The organism is Flavobacterium sp. Sd200 (assembly GCF_009826935.1).
In the GTDB taxonomy this organism is placed as follows: Bacteria; Bacteroidota; Bacteroidia; order Flavobacteriales; family Flavobacteriaceae; genus Flavobacterium.
Genome location: NZ_WUMN01000004.1, coordinates 384,426 through 405,598, shown reverse-complemented (window position 1 = coordinate 405,598; position 21,173 = coordinate 384,426). Strand labels below are relative to the sequence as shown.

Genomic DNA, 21,173 nt, shown 5'->3' with positions numbered 1-21,173 from the left:
TAAACCTATGGTTTGATTAGAAAAATTTTTATGTACATTCTTTTGCACAGGTTTAAATGTGTAAAAACAGTGTATCTTTATACTGGTAAAAAATAATCTTTTTATGAAAAAATATGTCGTTATGTGCTGTGTTTTAGCCACCGCCCTGCAATCCTGCAAAAATGATAGTAAAAAAGCGGTAACCGAACCGAATGATAAGGTTAAAGAAATTACTGAAAATTATCATCAGGAACGCCTAAAGCTATACCCGTGGGAAGCAACTACGGCCGGTGATGACCGCTACAACAACCTTATGCCTAACACGCTTGACGATGCCTATATAAAGCAGACCAAAGATTTTTTTACTAAGTACAAAGAACAGATAGCATCTGTAAAAGACGAAGATCTTAGTGAAAACGACCTTATAAGCAAACAGCTACTGCTATGGGAGTGTAATATTAATTTAGAGCGCTATGCTTTTAAGGAAGAGCTTATGCCTGTTAATCAGTTTTGGTCGGTCATACTTACTACTGCACAATTTGCAAGCGGTCAGAGTATGCAGCCTTTTAAAACCGTAAAAGATTACAACAACTGGCTTGAGAGGCTTGAAAGCTTTAAACTATGGCTTGCCAGTGCGCAGCAGCGAATGAAAGAAGGCGTGACCAAAGGCTATGTATTGCCAAAAGCACTAACAGTTAAAGTAATTCCGCAGTTAAAGGATATGACTGTAAGCGATGTCAAAACACATTTATTTTACAGTCCCATAAATACTTTCCCTGACACCTTTACCGATGCCGAGAAAAAAGAACTGACCGATAAATACACTAAAATCATCAGCGAAAAACTCATACCATCTTTTACCAGCTTATACAATTATGTCAGCACTGATTATCTTGCCGCAAGCAGGAGCACAAGCGGAATATCTGCTTTACCTAATGGCGATAAGTACTACCAATATCTTATAAAGCTGTACACTACCACTGATATGACAGCCGACGAGATACATAAACTTGGGCTTAAGGAAGTGGAACGTATTTCGGCCGAGATGGAAAAAATAAAAAATCAGGTAGGGTTTAAAGGCACGCTAAAAGAGTTCTTTAATTATGTGCGTACCAAAAAAGAACTGATGCCTTTTACTAAACCCGAGCAGGTTATTGCCCACTACAATGGCATTTATGACAGGATGAAGCCCAACCTTGACAAGATATTTGACCTGAAACCCAAAGCAGGATTTGAAGTAAGAAGAACCGAGGCTTTTAGGGAGGCCAGTGCCAGTGCCGAATACAATCAACCATCGCTTGACGGATCGCGCCCGGGCATTTTTTACGTTCCGCTGCCCGATGTTACCAAATACAATACCTACGATAATGAAAGCTTGTTTTTGCATGAAGCCATACCGGGCCACCACTACCAGATAGCATTGCAACAGGAAAACACCAGCCTGCCGTCATTCCGTAAAACAATATGGTTTACTGTCTATGGCGAAGGTTGGGCACTGTATGCCGAATCGCTTGGTAAAGAACTTGGCCTGTACACCGACCCTTATCAATATTTTGGCACCCTTAGTTTAGAAATTCACCGTGCCATTCGCCTTGTAGTAGACACAGGGCTGCATACCAAAGGATGGACGCGCGAGCAGGCCATACAATACTCCCTTGATCATGAAGCTGAGGGCGAAGAAAGCATTATTGCCGAAATAGAGCGCTATATGGCTATACCGGGACAGGCACTTGCCTATAAAATTGGCCAGTTAAAAATACGCGAACTGCGCACTAAGGCTGAGAAAGAATTGGGAGATAAGTTTAGCATTAAAGAATATCACAACCAGGTACTGGATGCCGGATGCTTGCCTATTAAGGTTTTTGAGGATAAGATTAACAGGTGGATTGAGGGGAAGAAGTAGTTTTTATGGAACGTGAATGACACGGATTTAGCGGATTGACGCGGATTTTATTGTATTTTAAACATAAGCGTAGGTCATTGCAAGGAACGAAGCAATCTAAATATATTTATTACATTCTTAAGTCTCTGACTTTTCAGATTAGGTGTTTCAACAGGTTAAAAAATAAAATGAAAGCAATAATAATTATTAGTATATTAGTTTTACAGTCATTCTTTATGTTATTAATTTCAATAATAATTCTTTACAAAAAAAAGTTGTACTACGAATACATTGATAAAACAAAAAAAATAACATTGACTGATTATGTAACTAAATTTGATGGTAACTGGTTATTTAAGAATATAAATTATAAGTCATTAACAGAGGAACACCCTGATGATGAAAAATTAAAAAGAAACATTAAACTAATTATAGCAACAGGTAAGTTTTCAGTTGTTTTAGCGATATTATCTCTACTCCTTATGATATACTCAAAAGTTGAAGGTATAATATGAACTACTTCCCGCGAAGCCCCACTTTGCGAAGTCTGTGAGTTTAGTGTAATTTTAGAAAATGCTGGAGACACGGAAAAAACCCACAAAATCATGAACTTAGATCTACATCGAAATTTAATACCAGAAAAACATAGACCGCTTCGTTCCTCGCGGTGACGGCGCGTGAAGAAAAGTAACTTAAAAAACTCTGTGCTCCTCTGTGCCTCCTTTGTGTAATTCTGTGAAACAACTGCACAAAGAGACCGCTTCGTACCTCGCTGTGATAGTGCATGAAAAAAATCTGCGCCAATCTGCTAAATCCGTGTCATTCGCGTTCCATTCTACTTCAAAAAGTCGATATTACGCACCAGTCCCGAATATTTTGTGCGCTTTACAGCCGAGTTTTTAAATACCGCCCTAAAGGTATCTTCGGTAATTTCTTCCCAGTCCTTTTTGGTTAGCGAAAGTAAATCGGGGTGCGGGTTAAAAAGCGGTTCTCTGTGCGGCTTGCTAAAACGGTTCCAGGGGCAAACGTCCTGGCACACATCGCAGCCAAAAGCCCAGTCGTCAAAACTGCCTTTCATATCATTCGGAATGTTCTCTTTGAGTTCTATAGTAAAATAGGATATGCATTTACTACCGTCTACCACATAGGGCGCAATAATTGCCTCTGTAGGGCAGGCATCAAGACAGGCTGTGCAGGAACCGCAATGGTCGGTCACGGCATGGTCATATTCCAGTTCAATATCCACCACAAGTTCAGCAATAAAAAAGAACGAGCCAACCTGTTTACTTAGCAAGTTACTGTTCTTCCCTATCCAACCCAAACCGCTTTTCGCAGCCCAGGCTTTATCTAATACAGGTGCACTGTCTACAAATGCCCTGCCCCCTACCTCGCCAATATTCTCCTGAATGGAATGCAAAAGCTCTTTCAGCTTATCTTTAATTACAAAATGATAATCCTGCCCGTAAGCATATTTAGAAATTTTATACGTGCCATCGGATTGTTTCTCTTCGGGGTAGTAATTAAGCAGTAATGATATTACACTTTTAGCACCATCTACAAGTAACGTTGGGTCGAGGCGCTTATCAAAGTGATTTTCCATGTACTGCATTTGGCCATGGCGGTTTTCGTTAAGCCATTTTTCCAACCGTGGAGCTTCCTCTTCCAGAAAACCTGCTTTAGATATACCACATGACAGGAAGCCAAGGCGTTTGGCTTCGGATTTGATAAATTGCGTATGTTTTTGTTTGTTATTTATCATTACGGCATCACCCTGATTCATTTTTATTGATACCGTCATTGCGAGCGGAGGAACGGAGCGCGGCAATCTATCTATAAGATTGCTTCGCACCTCGCAATGACGAAACCCACGAAATCTGTTACGCCAAAGCTAAATCAAAAGTCTTAAATATCTAAAATAGCCCTCCCTGTATCCCCGGTCTTATTTTACCAAGGTGCTTATATGCTTTCTCGGTTACTTCACGTCCGCGTGGCGTGCGAATAATAAATCCTTCCTGGATCAGGAACGGTTCATATACTTCTTCAATGGTCTCACCACTGTCTGACACTGCCGTAGCCAGCGTAGAAAGCCCCACGGGGCCACCTTTAAACTTATCTATTATGGTTGTAAGTATTTTGTTGTCCATTTCGTCCAGACCGTGCGCATCAACATTCAATGCGCGCAGGGCGTAGCGGGCAATTTCGATGTCTATTTTTCCGTTGCCTTTTATTTGGGCAAAATCGCGCACGCGTCGCAGCAGCGCATTGGCAATACGCGGTGTACCCCGGCTTCTTCCGGCAATTTCTATAGCAGCCTCCATGCTTATGGGCACATTGATGATCATGGCACTGCGTTGCACAATGGTAGTAAGTAGCTCTGTAGTATAATATTGTAATCTGCTTTGTATTCCAAAACGGGCACGCATAGGTGATGTCAGCAAACCCGACCTCGTGGTAGCGCCAACCAACGTAAATGGGTTTAGTCCTATCTGCACTGAACGCGCATTAGGTCCGCTCTCTATCATGATATCTATCCTGAAATCCTCCATAGCAGAATACAGATATTCTTCTACTATGGGACTCAAACGGTGAATTTCATCAATAAAAAGTATGTCGCGCTCATCAAGGTTGGTCAGTAGCCCGGCAAGGTCTCCCGGTTTGTCCAGTACCGGACCCGATGTAATTTTGATTCCTACACCAAGCTCATTTGCCAAAATGTTAGCCAGAGTTGTTTTACCCAATCCTGGAGGGCCGTGAAAAAGTGTGTGATCTAATGCTTCACTACGCATATTGGCCGCCTGTACAAACACTGCCAAATTTTCCAGCACCTGGTCCTGCCCCGTAAAATCTTCGAAAGAAAGCGGTCGCAACTTTCTCTCAATATCCAGTTCTTCGGGGTTAAAGTTCCTGTTGGTAGGGTCTAAATTTTGGTTCATACTGCAAAGATAATTCAATTTGGTTTAAAGCTTACGCTCTATTTTTGCCACTAATTTCACTAATTATCACTAATCAGAGCTTATTAAAAAGCTCTTTGAAGTCAGATTTACAGTTACATCTGATAACCATCGGAAAGAATGATATTCCATTCAGGATGATTGTTTACATAATGCGCTACGTATGAACATGAAGGAACCACCGTCAAGCCATTGTCTTTAGCACACTGCAACGTTTGTTTTACCAGGCTGGCAGCAATACCCCTACCCCGCAATGCAACAGGAGTTTCGGTGTGTGTAAGATAGATCTTTTCACCTTCACGGATAAATTCTAAAAAAGCGATTCCACCCTGTGTGTGCAGTTCAAACTGGTTCTCTTCTTCGTTTATTTTAAATGTCTCTGTAGCCATGGTTTTATTTTAAAGATAGTGTTTTATATTTTATTGAAGAGATAGGTGTTTAGTCTTCCAAGAATAAAAACTGTTAAGAAATTAATATTTTTAAATATCTTTAGCAAAACTAACACACTATGTCTCAAACACCCAACGAAGATAAACATTTAAAACGCGAACTCGGCCTACTCGACGGTACTATGCTGGTTGTAGGCTCAATGATAGGATCGGGTATTTTTATAGTTAGTGCCGGCATGGTACAACAGGTAGGAAGTGCCGGATGGCTCATACTTATATGGGTATTGTCAGGCCTTATGACTATGATAGCAGCCGTAAGCTATGGCGAACTCAGTGCTATGTTCCCTAAAGCGGGCGGGCAATACATATATTTAAAAGAGGCTTACAACGAACTAATAGGCTTTTTATATGGCTGGAGCTTTTTTGCTGTGATACAAACCGGAACCATCGCCGCCGTTGGTGTTGCCTTTGCTAAGTTTACAGCCTACATTTACCCACCTTTTAGCGATGAAAATGTGCTTTATCAAATTGGCAGCTTTAGGCTGAATGCAGCGCAATTAGTTTCTATTGTAATTATCATATTACTTACATACATCAACAGCCGTGGAGTAAAGAACGGAAAGTATATTCAAACTATTTTCACTGTTGCTAAAATAGCCTCACTTTTTGGATTGGTAATTTTTGGTTTACTACTGGCAGCCAAATCAGAGGTGTGGAATGCTAACTGGTCTGATACATGGACAGCAAAGTCATGGAATAAGGAAACCAGCCAATGGAATATTATAGGTGGTAGCGTATTATTCTCGGCAATAGCCGCAAGCATGGTAGGATCGTTATTTAGCAGCGATGCATGGAATGGAGTAACCTTTATATCGGGAGAAATCAAGAAACCTGAACGCAATGTAGGGCTAAGCCTGTTTTTTGGTACGCTGATCGTTACTATTATTTATATATCTGCCAACCTTATGTATGTGGCCGTGATGCCCCTCGATGCCATTGCATTTGCTCCAAGCGAGCGTGTAGCGGTAGAAGCCTCACAATATATTTTTGGTACCACGGGAACTTATATTATTGCTATAATGATCATGGTATCTACATTTGGCTGCAATAACGGACTTATACTGGCAGGCGCAAGGGTATATTATACTATGGCAAAAGACGGCCTTTTCTTTAAAAAAGCAGCAACTTTAAACAATGCCAGCGTTCCGGGTTGGGGACTTTGGTTTCAGTGTATATGGGCTTCGGCATTATGCCTTACAGGTAAATATGGCGACCTGCTGGATTATGTAATGATCATTGTAGTGATATTTTACATCCTCACCATTTTGGGAATATTTATTTTAAGAAAAAAAATGCCTAATGCTGAACGCCCTTACAAAGCCTTTGGCTTCCCTGTACTACCTGCACTATACATTTTACTTGCCGCGGCGTTTTGCTTTGCGCTGCTTAAAGATAAAACCGATACATGCGGCTGGGGTGTACTTATTATGCTTGCCGGGATACCCGTGTATTATTTGAGTAAAAATAGGGCTAAAAATAATACTTTATAAAAGCTCTACTGACCGATGAAGCAATCTTTAGTTTAGCCACATTACAAAAACTAGTACAATATATTGATGACCAACGGTGACAACAATAGTATAAATATTATACTGGCGTTTCAATCACTCCTGAGCATATAGCAGTATTAAAGGCAATCATCGTCTAAATAAGTCCGCAAGTTTATGACTTGCGTGCCCAACCACCAGCCGCGCAACGCACTTGCCGGCTTTGGTGGTTTGGGGTTAGTGGGTAATTTGGAGCAGCAAATAGAATTGCTTAGGGGAGGCAAGGCTTTTTAAAAAATACTACCCCAAAGGGTAGAGATTTTTATAAAAACCTAAAGACTTTGGCCTTGCCCATATCCTAGGTGTCTAAAATCATGCGCCATTGAATCTGGAATAATATGGAGTATTACTTATTTATTTTGTGTATAATCTTTCCTCCAATTAGCAAAACTACAGGGAGGAAATATGATAAAACCAAATAGGAAGCATATAATTTTCCATCATAGGTTTTATAAAGTTTAAAAAGTTCTTCATATCTTTTTTTATGAAAAATCAACAAATAATTTAAAATTAGTGGAGGGGCTAAAAAAAGTATAAAAAAGCTTAAAATAGCGTCCAACTTTGTACCCTTAAAAATATCTAAGTTCAAATTATAGAAATGTATATTTAAGACATTCTGTAGTATAGTCATAAATAACATAATATTTAAGGCCATTGCCATTGACATAAAAGTCATTCCGTATAATTTCCACATTCCTTTGTTTTTAGGCAAAGATTTCATTTTCAAAAGCCCATCTACCCAAATTTTGTAATAAATATTAAACATAATCATAATTTAAGTTTCTGTAATTATATCATAAATTATAATACTAGCACCATATACTAACACTCCGGCTCCTATTGCCCATCCCACAGGATTAGAAACAATTCCAAGAGATACAAGAGCAGTAGTGGTTAGTCCAGTAACACACACAGCAAAATCTGAAGAATCTCTAAGGGAAACATTTGCAAATCCACCAGAATCATATTGGTTATAAACTTTATATCCCGAATATGAGGTTGTAAGTGCTGAAGCAAATGTCCCCGCATATTTAGCATACTTTAAATATCTTGTGCCTGTAGAACCAAGACTTCGTAAATAAGCTTGTATCATTAATATTGGAAATAGGAATTCCTCTATTTAACGCAACTGACCCCTCTATAATGGTAGTTTTAACATCATTTGCAAAACTCACGGAACCTATCCTTGCGCTAATCGTATCCATTTTTTTTGCTGTCGCATCTTCTTCCAGCATACTATTTATTTCCTCATAACTTACACCTGAAGATGGCTCTGAAACGGTTATTTATTGCTTACGATCAAACAATTTACCCCACTGCCTTAAAACCAATTTTTCCCTGGATTACACCCACCATTATCGCTTTTAGTAGAATTACCTGGGGCATAATGTCTTCTAATATTGCTTGACATTCTTCTAAAAGCCGCCTCCTGTGTATCTTTACTTGGCTTGCTATCCCATCAGGGGCAGTAAACCTAACTAGATTATTGTAACGATAGTTATAAGGTGTCCATCGTCTTGATACTTCAGATAACGGGTCAATATACAAAAAAGGCCATCCTTTCGGATAGCCTTTTAAAACTTTATATTTTATTAGTGGTGAAGTTGCTCTTCGCCCTCTTTCATCGGTACTGTTTGAGGCACAAAATCCTCATCATGCCCCGGTTTGCTGTAGTCGTAAGCCCAACGGTAAACCTCAGGTATTTCACCAGGCCAGTTACCGTGGATGTGCTCTACAGGAGTTGTCCACTCAAGAGTGTTAGCTCTCCAAGGGTTTTGTATTGCTTTTTTACCTTTAAAGATACTGTAGAAGAAGTTCCAAAGGAAAATTAGCTGGAATGCTGCACCAATAAGGGCAAACATTGTAATTACAACGTTAACATCGGCAAGGTCATCAAATAACGGGAATGCCGAGTTAGTATAGTAACGCCTTGGTAAACCTGCCATACCTACAAAGTGCATTGGGAAGAATACTCCATAAGCACATACAGCCGTTACCCAGAAGTGAATGTAACCAAGAGTTTTGTTCATCATTCTGCCATACATTTTAGGGAACCAGTGGTAGATACCCGCAAACATACCGTATAGTGCAGAGATACCCATTACAAGGTGGAAGTGAGCTACCACAAAGTAAGTATCGTGAACGTTAATATCAAGTGTACTGTCACCAAGTATGATACCTGTAAGACCACCTGTAATAAATGTAGATACAAAACCAATAGAGAACAACATCGCCGGGTTCATTTGAAGGTTACCCCTCCATAAAGTCGTGATCCAGTTGAATGCTTTTACAGCAGATGGTATTGCAATAAGTAATGTTGTAAATGTAAATACCGAACCAAGGAACGGGTTCATACCAGAGATGAACATGTGGTGACCCCAAACGATAGTTGAAAGGAATGCAATAGCCAATATTGAAGCAATCATCGCACGGTATCCAAAGATCGGTTTACGTGCATTTGATGTCATGATCTCAGAAACAAGACCCATCGCAGGAAGGATTACGATATAAACCTCCGGGTGACCAAGGAACCAGAAAAGGTGCTCAAACAATACCGGTGAACCACCTTGATAGTGCAGTACATCTCCGGCAATATAAATATCAGAAAGGAAGAACGATGTACCAAAGCTTCTGTCCATTATTAGCAGCAATGCTGCAGAAAGAAGTACAGGGAATGAAACGATACCGATTACAGCAGTTACAAATAAAGCCCATATTGTAAGCGGCAGTCTTGTCATAGACATACCTTTTGTTCTTAGGTTGATAACAGTAACTACATAGTTAAGTGATCCCATTAGCGATGAAGCGATGAATATGGCCATTGATACTAACCAAAGTGTCATACCTGCACCAGAACCACCAATTGCCTGAGGAAGTGCACTTAATGGCGGATAGATTGTCCAACCGGCAGCGGCAGGGCCTGCTTCAACAAATAAAGATATTACCATGATTACTGCAGAAAGGAAGAACAACCAGTATGAAAGCATGTTCATAAATCCGGAAGCCATATCCCTTGCTCCAATTTGCAACGGAATAAGAAGGTTACTAAATGTACCACTCAATCCGGCAGTTAATACAAAGAATACCATTATTGTACCGTGAATGGTAACCAACGCAAGGTAAATATCATTACGCATTACACCGTTTGGTGCAAATTTATCGCCTAAAAGCACTTTGAAAATTGTAAACGACTCCTCCGGCCATGCAATTTGCATACGGAATAACAAAGACATTACAATACCAATGATACCCATAATAGTACCGGTAATAAGGTACTGTTTGGCGATCATCTTGTGGTCAAGGCTAAAAATGTACTTTTCAATAAAAGTCTGCTTGTGGTAATGATGATCGTGGGCATCGTGTCCGTGTCCTTCGTGAGCGTGTATCTCGTCGTGTCCTACTGCTGACATATTTCTTTATTTAAATATATTGTAAAAAGAATTATTTTTTGATAACCTGTGCTACTACCGCAGTAGTATCAGCTTTAACGGCATTAGTTGTGTCCTGAGTTGCAGGTACAGCTTCTTCTGTAGCAGGAGCAGCCTCACCTTCTTTAGCCTCTTTAACGGCAACACCTAATGTTTTCTTGTCTTTAAGCCATTTGTTAAAGCTTGCCTCATCTTCAACAACAATTTTCATTTGCATGTTGTAGTGAGAAGCACCACATATTTTATTACATAACAGTAAGTAGTCAAATGTGTATGGCTCAAGTGCTGTACCGCCATCGGCAGTTAACTCGGCACTTTTCTTAGACCTGATCTCATTGATGTGTGCCACTTTCTTCATGATGGCAGGGTTCTGACGCATCTCATCAGTAGTAAGCGTAGGTACAAAACCAAATTCGGTTACCATACCCGGAACTACGTTCATCTGAGCCCTGAAGTGAGGCATGTAAGCAGAGTGCAATACATCCTGAGAACGGAATTTAAAAATAATTTGTTTCCCTTTTGGTAAGTGAAGTTCACTTGCCTGAATATCATCCTGAGCATTAGGGTCAGACATATCAACACCAAGAGTGTTAACACCTTCAATGTAACGTACGTTAGCTTTACCTAATTTGCCATCAGCACCTGCATAACGAACCTCCCAGTTAAACTGTTTGGCGTATACCTCTACATATATAGCGTCTTCTTTAGCCTCTTCTTCGATAAACATAATGTTAGTCCAGGCATAAAGTCCGTAAAGAATAAGACCTGCAAGAACAATTACCGGAATAATAGTCCAAATAAACTCAAGTTTGTCGTTATCGGCATAGTAGAAAGCTACCTGGCCTTTTTTACCTTTATATTTAAAAGCAAAGTAATGTAATAAGAACTGAGTAAGGGTTTGAGTGATAAAGATAAGAACAAGAGAAATGTTCATAAGGTTATCATACTGTGGGCCGTGCTCAGATGCAGGAGTGCCTAATACAAGGTGCCCCCATTTTATCAGCGAATAAATTGTAAAGATATAGATGAAGCCTAAAAAGCCAAACATCAGGTATCCGTTTACGCTGTTATCCTTGTCTGTAGCTACTTCAGGATTTTCATTATATGTAGCAGCTCCAATTTGTGTTAGCTGGAATATTTTAGTTAATTGCCATATTGCAATGCCTAATAAAACTAAAACTACAATTACCAATAAACTCGTCATTTGTTTATTACTTTAAATATTAATAATGAAAATGCTTACTTTCTTCAATCAGCGGGTTACGTTTTGCTAATAGCGGCACTTTAGTAAGTGCAGTAAACACCACAAGTATAAACAGGCCAAGGAAGAACAATACAGCACCTATTTCGCCTGCGCCTATAAACCACTGGTCTCCCACGGTAGCCGGCATGATCATGTTAAAGAAGTCTATATAGTGACCTAAAAGAATCACGATACCTGCCATTACAATAATCCAAGAAAGACGTTTAAAATCTGTATTAATAAGGATAAGTACCGGGAACAGGAAGTTCATAGCTACCATACCAAAGAAAGGCAGGTTATAGTTCTCTATACGCATTTTAAAATACACAACCTCTTCGGGCATATCAGCATACCACATTAGCATGAACTGAGAGAACCAAAGGTAGGTCCAGAAAACGCTGATACCAAACATAAATTTAGCAAGGTCATGGATGTGGCTTGTATTAACATACTCAAGATATCCTTTAGATTTAAGGTAAAGCGTTATAAGTGCAATTGTAGTGATACCGCTTACAAAGAAACTTGCAAATACATACCATCCAAATAGTGTGCTATACCAGTGTGGATCTACAGACATAATCCAGTCCCAAGACATGATCGATTCTGATACGATAAAGAACACAAGGAAAGCAGCAGCGCCTTTAAATGATTTTTTATAAGAAAGGTTATCAGTAGCTTCATCCTGCGCAAGAGATTGTTTTCTTGAATACTGACGATAAAAAATCCATCCACCAATAAACACAGCAGCTCTGATTAAGAAAAATGTACCGTTAAGGTAACCTGATTTTTGTTGAATAAGGTGATCTTCTGCCACAACTTCAGGATCAAGCCATATAAATAAATGGTGAAAATGAAGTACGCCGACAACAAGAAATATAAATACTATTATAGCACCAGGAATAAGGTAGCTCGTTATACCTTCCATAACTCTGAAAAGTACGGGAGACCAACCTGCCTGAGCAGCATTTTGTATAGCATAGAAAGCAAGTACACCTAAAGAAATAAGCATGAAGAACAAAGCAGCAACATATACCGCAGCCCAAGGCTTATTTTGTAATTGATGGAAAACGTGCTCAGCGTGTTCTTTGTGTTCGTCATGAGTAGCGTGTGCATCATGTGCTTTGTGGGCATCATGACCCGCAACAGCAGCCTCGGCATGAGCCTCATGGCTCTCTTCGGCAACAGCCGAATCGTGAGCAGCAGGAGCTGTGGCAACGATTGAAGAAACACTGTCTGAAGCAAGATGGGCTTTCTCTTCGTCAGTAAGCTTATGTCCCTCTTTAACGGTGTCTTCTACATGTGTAACATGAGCTTCATCAGCTTTATTTTCATGAGTTTCAGAATGAGTGCCTTCGTGATGGGCAGCTTCGCCATGTCCGCCATGATGTTGCGCTGCAATTATTGCTTCTGCCTCTTCAAGAGTTTTTGGTGCAGTAAAAAAACTATAACCAACACCTATGATACCAACGACCATAAGTATAAAAGCTAAAGTTTTTAATTTACTAGAAAATGTGTACATATATTTATGCTTTCAGTGTTCTACAATTATAATTCACTCTTAAGTTTCATTACATAGTGGGCAACCTGCCAACGCTCTTCCTGAGAAAGTTGGTTTGCGTGAGATCCCATCATGTTAAGACCGTAAGTTTCTACGTGGAAAATACTTCCCTCAGTAATAACCCTGTCTTTATAGTTAGGTACACCGGCAAATTTTTCCCTCTTTGCAAGGTTACCTTTACCATCACCCTTATCACCGTGGCAAATAGCACAGTAAATAGTAAATAGCTCTTCACCTTTTTTAAGGTCTACCTGTGTAGAATCTAACGGAGACTTAAGTTCTGCTTTAGCTCTCTCATAATCTGCCGGAGTATTAGCATACTCATAAGGAGTAAAGCCTCTTGGAACAGAACCTTTAGCAGGCAACTGACCCTCTTTTCCGTTAGAGAACGCAGCAGACTCCACATAAGGCTCATAAGCTACAGACTCATACATGTTAGGAAAATATTGGTAGTTTGGCTCCTGCTTGTTATGGCACGAGGTTAGCGCTGCAAAAACAGCTGCCAATCCTACTATTTTAGATAATGCTTTCATACGTTTCAATTAATGCTTTTCAACTACTTTTACCTCTACAGCTCCGGTATTCTGAAAAAATGTAACTAATTCATCTTCGTTGCCATTAACGGCTACTTCCATTAAAAAGTGGTCGTCTGTAGTTCTTACATCCGGGTTTTCGGCAGCTTTAAACGGCCATAATTTACTTCTCATGTAAAAAGTAATAACCATTAAGTGAGCAGCAAAAAATACTGTCATCTCAAACATAACCGGAACAAAAGCCGGCATATTCTCGATGTAGCTAAAGCTTGGCTTACCACCAATATCCTGTGGCCAGTCTACTATCATGATGTATCGCATCATTGTAGTTGCTACTGTTAAGCCTATTAATCCATATATAAATGAGGCAATAGCTATTCTTGTGTGAGGAAGTCCTATGGCTTTGTCAAGCCCGTGCACCGGGAAAGGAGTGAAAACTTCTTCAATGTGATGATGCGCAGCGCGTGTTTTCTTAACTGCATCCATTAGGATATCATCGTCATTGTACAATACATGTAAAACTTTATTGCTCATGTTCTTAGTGATGATTATGTTCTGAATGTGAATGGTTATCGTGGCTTTCGTGCAGCTTTTTATATTTCTCGCTGCTTGTTTTCATGATAGATTTAACCTCTGCCTGTGCAATTACAGGGAAACTCCTTGAATAAAGCAGGAACAATACAAAGAAGAAACCTATTGTACCAATATAGAAACCGGCATCTACAAATGTAGGCTGGAACATGGTCCATGAAGATGGAAGGTAGTCTCTGTGTAGTGATGTAACGATAATTACAAAACGCTCAAACCACATACCTACGTTAACCACAATTGAAATGATGAAAGACACCATAATACTTGTCCTGATCTTTTTAAACCACATTACCTGCGGAGAGATCACGTTACATGTCATCATCAACCAGTAAGACCACCAGTAAGGTCCTGTAGCCCTGTTGATGAAGGCATACTGCTCATACTCTACACCAGAGTACCATGCAATAAATAACTCAGTAATATAAGCCACACCTACTATCGAACCTGTAATCATGATTACAATATTCATTAGTTCTATGTGCTGAACTGTAATATAAGCTTCAAGATTAGATACTTTTCTCATGATGATAAGAAGGGTGTTAACCATTGCGAATCCTGAGAAGATAGCTCCCGCAACAAAGTAAGGCGGAAGGATCGTTGTATGCCATCCCGGTATTACCGATGTAGCAAAGTCAAACGATACGATGGTGTGTACAGAAAGTACAAGAGGGGTAGCAAGACCTGCAAGCACAAGAGAAACCTCTTCAAAACGTTGCCAGTCTTTTGCACGTCCGCTCCAACCGAAACTCAATATAGAATATACTCTTTTTGTAAACGGAGTAATAGCCCTGTCGCGAAGCATTGCGAAGTCAGGAAGCAAACCTGTCCACCAGAAAACTAATGATACCGAAAGATATGTAGAGATCGCAAATACGTCCCAAAGTAGCGGTGAATTAAAGTTTACCCAAAGTGACCCAAACTGGTTAGGAATTGGCATTACCCAGTATGCTAACCATGGACGTCCCATGTGAAATACCGGGAACATTGCTGCCTGGATTACAGAGAAGATTGTCATCGCCTCTGCAGAACGGTTAATCGCCATTCTCCATTTTTGGCGGAATAATAATAGTACAGCAGAGATTAGCGTACCGGCGTGACCGATACCTACCCACCATACAAAGTTAGTAATATCCCAGGCCCAACCAATTGTTTTGTTAGATCCCCATGTACCAATACCTGTTCCAACTGTATAGGCAACACAACCTACACCCCAAAGGAAAGCTGCAAGAGCTATGGTAAATGCTATCCACCATTGCTTATTAGCCCTGCCTTCTACCGGCCTTGCAACATCAACTGTTACATCGTGATAAGATTTGTCACCTATAATTAAAGGTTTTCTAATGGGAGCTTCGTAATGAGACGACATAAATTTTTATGTTTGTTTCTTTATTAATACTTTTTACTACTATGTATTCCTTACTTTAACGTGGTAGAATACATTAGGCTGCGTACCAATGTGGCTAAGCAGGTGGTAAGCCCTATCATCTTCTTTAAGCCTTACGATAGGATCTTCCTTATCGTTTACATCACCAAATACCATTGCACCGGTGCTGCAAGCAGCCGAACAGGCGCAGGCATCGTTAAATTCTCCTTTTGCAACAGTTCTTCCTTCACGTTTAGCTTTAAGGATAACTGCCTGTGTAGACTGGATACAGAAAGAACATTTTTCCATAACACCTCTTGAACGAACGTTAACATCAGGGTTAAGAACCATACGTCCAAGATCATCGTTCATGTGGTAATCAAAATCACTGTTCTTGTTGTAAAGGAACCAGTTAAAACGGCGCACTTTATAAGGACAGTTATTTGCACAGTAACGGGTACCCACACAACGGTTGTAAGCCATGTGGTTTTGCCCCTGACGACCGTGGGAAGTTGCAGCCACCGGACATACAGTTTCACAAGGTGCGTGGTTACAGTGCTGACACATTACCGGTTGGAATACTACCTGAGGATTCTCAGACGGATCTTCCATTGCATTGAATGTTTCAATAGAGTTCATCAGTCCGCTTGCACTTTCTTTTAGCTCTACATCACCTGCAAATGTTTCTTTAGAAGAATAATATCTGTCAATACGCAACCAGTGCATATCGCGGCTTCTTCTTATTTCGCTCTTACCTACAACAGGAACGTTGTTTTCAGCATGACATGCAATTACACATGCACCACAACCTGTACAGGCGTTAAGATCGATAGATAAGTTAAAGTGGTGTCCTGTAGTTCTGTCAAAAGACTCCCAAAGGTCAATTGAAGCAGCAGGAACTTCCTTATGATCATAAGATACTACCGGCATGATGTTCCAGTCAGCAGCGTCTTTTTCATTAAAATCTTTAAGTGTAGCTTCTTTAACAATATCTCCCCTACCCATAAGTGTTTTTTGCAGCTGAACGCATGCAAACTCATGGTCATCTCCGTTCTCCTTAGTAAGTTTAACCGATTGGAAAGAGTTAAAGTTGTTATATAATGTGTAAGCATTAACACCTACAACCATTTCTTTTTTCATAGCAGCCTGGCGACCGTATCCAAGAGCGATACCCACAGATCCTTTTGCCTGACCCGGCTGAATGATTACCGGAACTTTTTCCAGTTTTTTTCCATTAGCCTCTACAGTAACATAGCTACCATTAAGACCACCGTTTGCCACATTATAGTTTTCTAAACCAAGAGCTTCAGCATCAGCTTTAGAAACCGTTATATAGTTATCCCAAGATACTCTCGTAATAGGATCCGGGAACTCCTGCAACCATGGGTTGTTAGCCTGCTGGCCGTCTCCAAGACCAACTTTAGTATAAAGTACAAGCTCTAAACCACCTGATTTCTTAGCAGAAGCAAGAGTCGAAGCAGCACTGCCAAAATCAGCAGACGCTGCGGTAACAGTAGCAGCTACTTCAGGTACATGCACACCATCATGAACCAATTGGTTCCATGTTTTACCAGCAATATAAGTTGGAGTGAATGCCCTTAGATAATCATAGTAAGACTGAGCATTACCAGACCATGAAAGAAGCGCATCCTGGAATTGTTTTGTATTGAACAGCGGACGGATAGTAGGTTGTGTAATTGCATAGTAACCTTTAGCAATTGTAACATCACCCCAAGCCTCAAGATAGTGAGGCGCTGCCGCAGCCACTGTAGATATTGAAGCAGTTTCATCTTCTTTAAGAGAGAAAGAAACTGAAAGTTTTACTTTTTTAAGACCCTCTGTAAAATCAGCACTATTGGGAAGTGTGTACACAGGGTTAACATTGTTCATGATAAGAGTATGCACAGAACCGGCTTTCATGTCAGCTACAAGCTGAGCAACTGCTTTAGCATCACCCTTACGAACATAACGTGCTCCGGCAGGATTAAATGCAGCAGATTGAAGCGCGTTATTAATTGCAATAGCAAGCAACTGAGCATTTACATCATCAAGACCAGTTACAAGAACACCTTTACTACCCGCAGCTTTAAGCTGGTTAGCAGCATTTGCAACTGCCTGGTCATAAGGTTTTGTAACATCCGGAACACTTACAGAAGAACCTGTAATGATGTTATATATTTTAACAAGAGCATATTTTTGCTCTGTAACAGTCAATGGAATACGTTTGTCTGCATTGGCACCTGTAAGAGACATGTTAGACTCTATTTGGATATGCTTAGACATTTTTCCGTTTTTAGGGATACGACCAAGAGTATAACCCGAATCATAACCACCGCCTTGCCAGTCGCCAACAAAATCAGCACCAACAGAAAGGATAACATCAGCCTTACCAAAATCGTAATCAGCAAGAGCCCTTTCACCATACACCGCCTGGAAAGCATCTAAAGCCTCAGAAGATGAAACAGCATCATAAACTACATGCTTAAAGCCCGGATATTTAGCCCCAAACTCAGCAATCAGCTTATCAGTAGAAGGACTTGCAGTAGTACCTGTAAGCACCACAACCTGACCGCCTCCGGCCGCAGCCTGAGAAAGACTTTCCTTAACTTTAGCATCTACATCAGCCCATGTTGCAGGTTTACCTGAAACCACAGGTTGTTTTAAACGCATGCTGTCATAAAGAGAAAGTACAGACGCATGAACCCTACCATTTGCAGCAACTTTAGCCCCTGCAAGCATATTGTTCTCAACTTTTATAGGACGCCCCTCACGGGTTTTTATAAGTATGTTGGCAAAATCAAAACCATCTGCTATAGTAGTAGCATAATAATCAGCAACACCCGGAATAATCTCCTCCGGCTGAACCACATATGGTATAGCTTTTACAACTGGGCCTTCACATGCCGCAAGCGAAGCCGCAGCTGTACTAAACCCTACATATTTTAAAAAGTCACGACGGCTTGTAGAAGAAGATGACAAAGCTTCCTTGTCGCCAAGAAATTCATCCGTGGGGATCTCCTCAACAAACTCATTGTTTCTCAGCTTCTCAACAATAGAGCTGTTTTCATTAAGCTCCTCAACACTTTGCCAGTATTTTTTGTTTGATGCCATGTTATATATAGATATTAGCTTCTTAAAAATTTATTAATAGTGACATTTACCACACTCAGTACCACCCATATTGGCAGCAGTAAGTTTTTGAACGCCGTATTTTTTAGCAAGTTCACTGTGGATTTTTTCGTAGTAAGCATTACCTTCTACTTTTACATCTGTTTCACGGTGACAGTTAATACACCAACCCATTGTTAATGGTGCATTTTGCTTCATCACTTCAAACGTCTCAACAGGACCATGACATGTCTGACACTCTACACCTGCAACAGAAACGTGCTGAGAGTGGTTGAAATAAACGAAGTCAGGGAGATTATGTATTTTAACCCATTTAACCGGTTTTTGAACTCCAGTATATTTTTGAGTATTTTTATCCCAACCCACCGCATCGTATAATTTTTGAATCTCAGCAGTATAGAATTCTTTAGAATGATCTACATAAAGAGAATCTTTATCGCCAGCAAATTCAGAGATATTTTTATGACAGTTCATACAAACATTAAGAGACGGTATACCCGAAGTCTTACTAACCCTTGCAGAAGAGTGACAATACTTACAATCAATACCATTATCCCCGGCGTGGATTTTATGCGAGAAGTGAATAGGCTGCACAGGCTGATAATCCTTATCAACACCCACCTGCATCAAATAACCATAAAGAAAATAAGCAGATGAAAGCATTAAAAGAATAACAGTAACCAATACAAGGAACGAGTTTTTAGCATAAGCTTTCCAAAGCGAAACAGCCGGCTCATCCTGAGGAATCACAACACCGTTATTAGCCGCAACCCTTTTAAGAGTTTTATTAACCAAAACAAGCATTACAATAAGAACTCCAAGCACAAGCACTAAAGCACCTAATATAATATTATTAGAAATTCCATCTCCGGCACCTTCAGCAACCACAGGCGCAGCAGGTTTTTCTGCCACAGGAGCCACTTCAGATGTATAAGCAAGGATATTATCAATATCAGCATCCGAAAGCTGCGGGAACGCAGTCATCGTTACCTTATTATTATCATTAAATAATTTCACCGCATCAGCATCGCCAGATTTAATCATCTCACTACTGTTACGAATCCATTTACCTAACCAAGCCCTGTCATGCTTTTCAGCCACATTCCTTAAAGCAGGACCTGTAGATTTAGCATCTAATTTGTGACATGAAGCACAGTTAGCATTAAAAAGCTCTTTACCTTTAGCAGGATCGCCCGCACCGGCAGCCGGAGCAGCAGCCGCTTCCGGAGTTGCAGCAGGAGCATCCTGAGCAAAAGAAACGGAAAAAGTTAGCGAGAGCGCCAGGCAGAAGAATAAAATTCTCGAGATTGAAGTATGGTTACCCACTTTTTTCATATTAAAAATGATTATCGACTTTTTTGGTATAGTTTTTATTATAAAAGGTGTACGTAAACACTGTGCTTTTTTAAAAACTCCCACAAAAATACGACTTATGAATTATTCTCAAACCTTAAATAAATCTTAAAGGTTAATTTATAACAATTCTAAATAAATTAAGAGAAACTGAATAAAATAATTAGTTGTACATTTGCATCAAAGACACTTCATTATGAGAATTTTAACGATTAAGAACCTTAGTTTTTCTGCTTTTTTCTGTTTTTTTTTCAACACAACCATGTTTTGCCAAACTTCTGATGTAACAGTTTCACAAGACCCGCGATTTGAAGAACTGCTTAATGAAAAAAGAAAAATAAGCTCATCTATAACCGTAAACGACCGATACAAAATTCAAATCTTTTATGGCACTAACGATAAGGCCCGTAAAGCCCTTCAGGACTTCAAAAAAGATTTTAAAGGACAGGATGGCACCATAATATTTGAAAGCCCAACCTATAAAGTATGGGTAGGCAGCTACAAATCACGCATTGATGCAGAAAAGAATCTTGCCGCCATGAAAAAGAAATACCCTTATGCACTTATAGTAAAGCCAAACAAATAAGACACATAAACATACTGTTAAAATCCTGCCCTAATCCGGCAGGATTTTTTTTGATAAAAGCAGCATCACTCCCCCACTCTTACGGCAGCACCAAAAGTATTTTTCATCTCAGCCATAACAAACATACTGTGTGTACTGCCAATACTGCCTACAGAGCCTAATTTGTTAAAAACAAAATCCTGATAATGTTTCATATCACGAACGGTTACTTTTAATAAAAAATCAAAATCGCCGGAGATGTTATAGCACTCTATAATCTCGTCAATTCCCATAATATCTTCAACAAATTTATGACCAATACTCCGGTCGTGCTGCTTAAGTTTAATATTACAGAAAACCGTAAATCCCTGATTAAGTTTTTCGGCATCGAGTATGGCAATGTATTTTTTTATATAGCCTGTTCTTTCCAATCTTTTTACACGTTCAAAAACCGGAGACGGAGACAGGTTTACCATCTTAGCAAGTTCTTTGGTCGTGTAATTTGAATTTGCATGCAATATATTAAGGAGCTGTAAGTCTACAGCATCAACACCCTCAACAGAAAAATTATCTTTCATTAGTATATTTTTAAAACCTAAAAA

At 39.8% G+C, this 21,173-nt stretch carries 18 protein-coding genes; 4 read left to right on the top strand and 14 right to left on the bottom strand.

Going from position 1 to position 21,173, the window contains the following annotated elements:
* The first annotated feature begins 103 nt into the window (after nucleotides 1-103).
* Together GR160_RS13660 and GR160_RS13655 are read left to right on the top strand one after the other, a co-directional pair.
* A complete protein-coding gene (locus GR160_RS13660; protein WP_160750425.1) occupies nucleotides 104-1,882 on the top strand; it encodes a DUF885 family protein in 1,779 nt (592 codons plus the stop codon).
* A gap of 167 nt (nucleotides 1,883-2,049) precedes the next feature.
* Complete coding sequence (locus GR160_RS13655) at nucleotides 2,050-2,376, top strand: hypothetical protein (protein WP_160750424.1); 327 nt, start codon at nucleotides 2,050-2,052, stop codon at nucleotides 2,374-2,376.
* A gap of 320 nt (nucleotides 2,377-2,696) precedes the next feature.
* Here the strand turns inward: GR160_RS13655 and queG are convergent, their stop codons facing one another.
* The 3 genes from queG to GR160_RS13640 form a co-directional block, all read right to left on the bottom strand.
* Nucleotides 2,697-3,620: a tRNA epoxyqueuosine(34) reductase QueG gene (queG, locus tag GR160_RS13650; RefSeq protein WP_160750474.1), complete on the bottom strand. Its 924-nt coding sequence runs from the start codon at nucleotides 3,618-3,620 to the stop codon at nucleotides 2,697-2,699.
* 151 nt (nucleotides 3,621-3,771) lie between these two features.
* A complete protein-coding gene (gene ruvB, locus GR160_RS13645; protein WP_160750423.1) occupies nucleotides 3,772-4,794 on the bottom strand; it encodes a Holliday junction branch migration DNA helicase RuvB in 1,023 nt (340 codons plus the stop codon).
* A gap of 113 nt (nucleotides 4,795-4,907) precedes the next feature.
* On the bottom strand, nucleotides 4,908-5,201 hold the full coding sequence (locus GR160_RS13640) for a GNAT family N-acetyltransferase (protein ID WP_160750422.1): 294 nt from the start codon (nucleotides 5,199-5,201) through the stop codon (nucleotides 4,908-4,910).
* A gap of 119 nt (nucleotides 5,202-5,320) precedes the next feature.
* On the opposite strand from GR160_RS13640, the gene GR160_RS13635 reads away from it, so the two are divergent.
* Complete coding sequence (locus GR160_RS13635) at nucleotides 5,321-6,751, top strand: APC family permease (RefSeq protein ID WP_160750421.1); 1,431 nt, start codon at nucleotides 5,321-5,323, stop codon at nucleotides 6,749-6,751.
* Nucleotides 6,752-7,154: 403 nt separating this feature from the next.
* On the opposite strand, the gene GR160_RS13630 is transcribed toward GR160_RS13635, so the two are convergent.
* From GR160_RS13630 to GR160_RS13585, 10 genes are all read right to left on the bottom strand, one after another.
* On the bottom strand, nucleotides 7,155-7,574 hold the full coding sequence (locus GR160_RS13630; protein WP_160750420.1) for a hypothetical protein: 420 nt from the start codon (nucleotides 7,572-7,574) through the stop codon (nucleotides 7,155-7,157).
* A 9-nt stretch (nucleotides 7,575-7,583) separates the two neighbouring features.
* Complete coding sequence (locus GR160_RS13625; RefSeq protein WP_160750419.1) at nucleotides 7,584-7,901, bottom strand: hypothetical protein; 318 nt, start codon at nucleotides 7,899-7,901, stop codon at nucleotides 7,584-7,586.
* 499 nt (nucleotides 7,902-8,400) lie between these two features.
* The gene (locus tag GR160_RS13620; protein ID WP_160750418.1) at nucleotides 8,401-10,218 is read right to left on the bottom strand and encodes a cbb3-type cytochrome c oxidase subunit I; all 1,818 of its coding nucleotides are present in this window, start codon (nucleotides 10,216-10,218) and stop codon (nucleotides 8,401-8,403) included.
* Nucleotides 10,219-10,249: 31 nt separating this feature from the next.
* The gene (locus GR160_RS13615; protein ID WP_160750417.1) at nucleotides 10,250-11,440 is read right to left on the bottom strand and encodes a cytochrome c oxidase subunit II; all 1,191 of its coding nucleotides are present in this window, start codon (nucleotides 11,438-11,440) and stop codon (nucleotides 10,250-10,252) included.
* A 19-nt stretch (nucleotides 11,441-11,459) separates the two neighbouring features.
* A complete protein-coding gene (locus tag GR160_RS13610; RefSeq protein ID WP_160750416.1) occupies nucleotides 11,460-12,998 on the bottom strand; it encodes a quinol:cytochrome C oxidoreductase in 1,539 nt (512 codons plus the stop codon).
* Between the two features lie 26 nt (nucleotides 12,999-13,024).
* Nucleotides 13,025-13,570: a cytochrome c gene (locus GR160_RS13605; RefSeq protein ID WP_160750415.1), complete on the bottom strand. Its 546-nt coding sequence runs from the start codon at nucleotides 13,568-13,570 to the stop codon at nucleotides 13,025-13,027.
* A 9-nt stretch (nucleotides 13,571-13,579) separates the two neighbouring features.
* A complete protein-coding gene (locus tag GR160_RS13600) occupies nucleotides 13,580-14,104 on the bottom strand; it encodes a DUF3341 domain-containing protein (RefSeq protein WP_160750414.1) in 525 nt (174 codons plus the stop codon).
* 4 nt (nucleotides 14,105-14,108) lie between these two features.
* Nucleotides 14,109-15,527, bottom strand: a complete 1,419-nt coding sequence (gene nrfD / locus GR160_RS13595; RefSeq protein WP_160750413.1) for an NrfD/PsrC family molybdoenzyme membrane anchor subunit — start codon at nucleotides 15,525-15,527, stop codon at nucleotides 14,109-14,111.
* Nucleotides 15,528-15,566: 39 nt separating this feature from the next.
* Complete coding sequence (locus GR160_RS13590; RefSeq protein WP_160750412.1) at nucleotides 15,567-18,635, bottom strand: TAT-variant-translocated molybdopterin oxidoreductase; 3,069 nt, start codon at nucleotides 18,633-18,635, stop codon at nucleotides 15,567-15,569.
* Between the two features lie 33 nt (nucleotides 18,636-18,668).
* Complete coding sequence (locus GR160_RS13585; RefSeq protein WP_160750473.1) at nucleotides 18,669-19,988, bottom strand: c-type cytochrome; 1,320 nt, start codon at nucleotides 19,986-19,988, stop codon at nucleotides 18,669-18,671.
* Between the two features lie 214 nt (nucleotides 19,989-20,202).
* On the opposite strand from GR160_RS13585, the gene GR160_RS13580 reads away from it, so the two are divergent.
* Complete coding sequence (locus tag GR160_RS13580; protein WP_237421227.1) at nucleotides 20,203-20,592, top strand: SPOR domain-containing protein; 390 nt, start codon at nucleotides 20,203-20,205, stop codon at nucleotides 20,590-20,592.
* Between the two features lie 65 nt (nucleotides 20,593-20,657).
* Here GR160_RS13580 and GR160_RS13575 read toward each other — a convergent pair whose 3' ends face one another.
* Nucleotides 20,658-21,149: an Lrp/AsnC family transcriptional regulator gene (locus GR160_RS13575; RefSeq protein WP_160750411.1), complete on the bottom strand. Its 492-nt coding sequence runs from the start codon at nucleotides 21,147-21,149 to the stop codon at nucleotides 20,658-20,660.
* Nucleotides 21,150-21,173 lie beyond the last annotated feature (24 nt).

What these genes read in the sequence shown, in the direction of transcription:
- GR160_RS13660 (WP_160750425.1), top strand. Translation starts at nt 104, where the DNA reads ATGAAAAAATATGTCGTTATGTGCTGTGTTTTAGCCACCGCCCTGCAA.
- GR160_RS13655 (WP_160750424.1), top strand. Translation starts at nt 2,050, where the DNA reads ATGAAAGCAATAATAATTATTAGTATATTAGTTTTACAGTCATTCTTT.
- queG (WP_160750474.1), bottom strand. Translation starts at nt 3,620, where the DNA reads ATGATAAATAACAAACAAAAACATACGCAATTTATCAAATCCGAAGCC.
- ruvB (WP_160750423.1), bottom strand. Translation starts at nt 4,794, where the DNA reads ATGAACCAAAATTTAGACCCTACCAACAGGAACTTTAACCCCGAAGAA.
- GR160_RS13640 (WP_160750422.1), bottom strand. Translation starts at nt 5,201, where the DNA reads ATGGCTACAGAGACATTTAAAATAAACGAAGAAGAGAACCAGTTTGAA.
- GR160_RS13635 (WP_160750421.1), top strand. Translation starts at nt 5,321, where the DNA reads ATGTCTCAAACACCCAACGAAGATAAACATTTAAAACGCGAACTCGGC.
- GR160_RS13630 (WP_160750420.1), bottom strand. Translation starts at nt 7,574, where the DNA reads ATGTTTAATATTTATTACAAAATTTGGGTAGATGGGCTTTTGAAAATG.
- GR160_RS13625 (WP_160750419.1), bottom strand. Translation starts at nt 7,901, where the DNA reads ATGATACAAGCTTATTTACGAAGTCTTGGTTCTACAGGCACAAGATAT.
- GR160_RS13620 (WP_160750418.1), bottom strand. Translation starts at nt 10,218, where the DNA reads ATGTCAGCAGTAGGACACGACGAGATACACGCTCACGAAGGACACGGA.
- GR160_RS13615 (WP_160750417.1), bottom strand. Translation starts at nt 11,440, where the DNA reads ATGACGAGTTTATTGGTAATTGTAGTTTTAGTTTTATTAGGCATTGCA.
- GR160_RS13610 (WP_160750416.1), bottom strand. Translation starts at nt 12,998, where the DNA reads ATGTACACATTTTCTAGTAAATTAAAAACTTTAGCTTTTATACTTATG.
- GR160_RS13605 (WP_160750415.1), bottom strand. Translation starts at nt 13,570, where the DNA reads ATGAAAGCATTATCTAAAATAGTAGGATTGGCAGCTGTTTTTGCAGCG.
- GR160_RS13600 (WP_160750414.1), bottom strand. Translation starts at nt 14,104, where the DNA reads ATGAGCAATAAAGTTTTACATGTATTGTACAATGACGATGATATCCTA.
- nrfD (WP_160750413.1), bottom strand. Translation starts at nt 15,527, where the DNA reads ATGTCGTCTCATTACGAAGCTCCCATTAGAAAACCTTTAATTATAGGT.
- GR160_RS13590 (WP_160750412.1), bottom strand. Translation starts at nt 18,635, where the DNA reads ATGGCATCAAACAAAAAATACTGGCAAAGTGTTGAGGAGCTTAATGAA.
- GR160_RS13585 (WP_160750473.1), bottom strand. Translation starts at nt 19,988, where the DNA reads ATGAAAAAAGTGGGTAACCATACTTCAATCTCGAGAATTTTATTCTTC.
- GR160_RS13580 (WP_237421227.1), top strand. Translation starts at nt 20,203, where the DNA reads ATGAGAATTTTAACGATTAAGAACCTTAGTTTTTCTGCTTTTTTCTGT.
- GR160_RS13575 (WP_160750411.1), bottom strand. Translation starts at nt 21,149, where the DNA reads ATGAAAGATAATTTTTCTGTTGAGGGTGTTGATGCTGTAGACTTACAG.